This window comes from Bradyrhizobium sp. (assembly GCF_049581145.1).
In the GTDB taxonomy this organism is placed as follows: domain Bacteria; phylum Pseudomonadota; class Alphaproteobacteria; order Rhizobiales; family Xanthobacteraceae; genus Bradyrhizobium.
The window spans coordinates 1-2,202 of record NZ_JBAURI010000161.1 but is presented as its reverse complement, the minus strand read 5'-3'; the positions used below and the strand labels follow the sequence as shown (position 1 = coordinate 2,202).

The window sequence follows — 2,202 nt, the reverse complement described above, 5'->3', positions numbered from 1 at the left end:
CTCTCGGTCTCAATGATCCGCTCCAGATTGAGCTCGGGCGGCAGCGGCTCGTCCGCGACCGGCGCCAGCGCAACGCGCAACAGCTCGCGTTGTTCGGCGAAGCCGGCGACGCGTTCGGCGACCTCCGCATGAGCTTCGAGATAGGCGGCGACGTCGGCCTGCCGCTCCGGTGCGAGAACGCGATCCACATAGGCGTGCAGATCGTCCTCCGTGATCGGCCGATGGCTCATTTTGTGCTCCGTAGCTGCACGACCTTGTTCGACGCCGCGTCAGCGGTGCCGTCGATCTCCTGCTGCAATCTTTCCCGCGCCCGCGACAGTCGCGACATCACCGTGCCGATCGGAATATCGAGGACTTTCGCGGCGTCGGCATAGGACAAGTCCTCGACCGCGACCAATAGCAGCACGGCGCGCTGGTCCTCCGGCAGCCGTGCAAGCCTGTTCAGCACATCCTGGTACATCAGCTTCTGCTCCTGTACGGCGTCCTGCCCGAAATCATTCTCATTGGTCTCGTCGATCGTGACATGCCGGCCGCGCGCCGCCGCGCGGCGAAACTGATTGATGGCGAGGTGATGCAGAATGGTGAAAAGCCAGGCGCGGGCATCGGCGTCGCGCCGCTGCTGCCAGCGGCTGACTGCCCGCTCCAGGCAGTCCTGCACCAGATCGTCGGCCGCCGCCGGATTGCGGACCAGCGCCCGCGCGTAGCGGCGCAACGCCGGGATCAACGGCTCGACCTGACGCAGCATGTCGTTCATGGCGGGCTCCCCGCGCCATCCGAGGCCGCCTGTGTCATAGCTGCCTGTGTCGAGGCTGCCTGTGTCATAGCTGCTTGCGTCATGGCTGCCCGCATCATGGCGTGGTCTGGATCTGCACCGGCTCGCCCACGCTGGCGGCATCGCCGGGCGCGATCACCAGATATCGCCGCTCGGCGGCTGCAGAGCTTTGCACGATCTGACGGATCGGGCCGGTGGCATCGACGATGGCCGAGCCGGCCGGATTCGTCATGAACGCCGCGAGCGGCTGCAGCGATCCGCTCCCGTCCGACTGCTGGGCCAGCGCCAGCACGTATTTCTGCTTCGGCGCGAGCCCGGTGACCGAGGCCTGCAGCACCTGGATCAGCCCTTGATCGAACAGCGAGACGCTGGTCGGCGCTTTGCCGTTCGAGGAGGCCTTCGGCGCCAGCGCAAGCTCGGCGACCTGGCCCGCGACGCCGAGGCTTTGCAGGTTCTGCCGGTCATCCGGGTTCGGCGCCGCATTCGGCACATAGGCAATCGCCTGCGGGGCCTGGCCGATCGGAATGGTGGCGATGACCTGGTTGGTCGCGGTGTCGATCGCGGCGAGCGCGTCGTCGTTCTCGAGTCCGACATAGACGCGGCTGCCATCGCCCGACGGCCAGACGCCGTGCGGCAGCTTGCCGACCGGGATGGCGGCAACCTGCGAAAAGTCGTCGGTGCGGAACACCTTGACCTCGTTGAGCCCGCCGACCGTGACATAGGCGAAGCTGCCCTTGGCGTTGCGCGCGAAATTGACGTGATTGGTGATCGGCCCGGTATCGAGGGTCTTGAGCAGGTCGAACGGCGGCTGGGCATTGAACACCTGCGTCTTGCCGGTGTCCTTCAGCGTGAACCACACCTGCTGCCCGTCCGGCGATGCGGCGATGTTCGGACAGAACGGACTGTCCTGCTTCACCTTCGCGATGATCTTGTGGTCGGCGACCGTCACCACGTCGGTCTCCGGATTGAACGACGAGCAGATGTAGCCGTATTTGCCGTCGGACGAGAAGATCTGCATGCCGGGACCGTCCGGCGTCGTGATGCGGGTCTTCTCGGTGAACGTGGTCGGATCGATCACCGAGATGTAGTTCTCGCCGCGGACCGTGACCCACACTTCCTTGCCGTCGGGCGTGAAGAAGGCTTCGTGCGGCGAGCGGCCGACATAGGTCACGTGCTTGACGGCATTGGTCGCGGTATCGATGAAGCTCACCGAATTGGATCCGATCGACACCACCGCGAGCGTGCGGTGATCGGGCGAATAGCCGAGGCCATGGACCAGCACCTGGCCCTTGTAGAGCGGACTGAAGTTCGCCGGTTGGGGATCGCCGAGCCGGATCACGCCGAGCAGCTTGTTGTCGACGGGGTCAGTCACCGACAGCGTGTTCGAGAACTGCTCCGCGGCGTAGTCGCGGTCGTGATGGCTGATCGGA

3 protein-coding genes are annotated in these 2,202 nt (G+C 65.5%); all 3 read right to left on the bottom strand.

What is annotated here, in order from left to right:
* The coding region (locus WCB02_RS05240) for an anti-sigma factor family protein (RefSeq protein WP_423956778.1) at positions 1-230 on the bottom strand (230 nt) is incomplete at its 3' end.
* Positions 227-754, bottom strand: coding sequence for an RNA polymerase sigma factor (locus WCB02_RS05235; protein ID WP_423956777.1), 528 nt, complete (start codon positions 752-754; stop codon positions 227-229). The genes WCB02_RS05240 and WCB02_RS05235, both read right to left, overlap by 4 nt.
* Positions 755-848: 94 nt before the next feature.
* Positions 849-2,202, bottom strand: a 1,354-nt coding sequence (locus WCB02_RS05230) for a YncE family protein (protein WP_423956776.1), incomplete at its 5' end; no start/stop codon positions are given.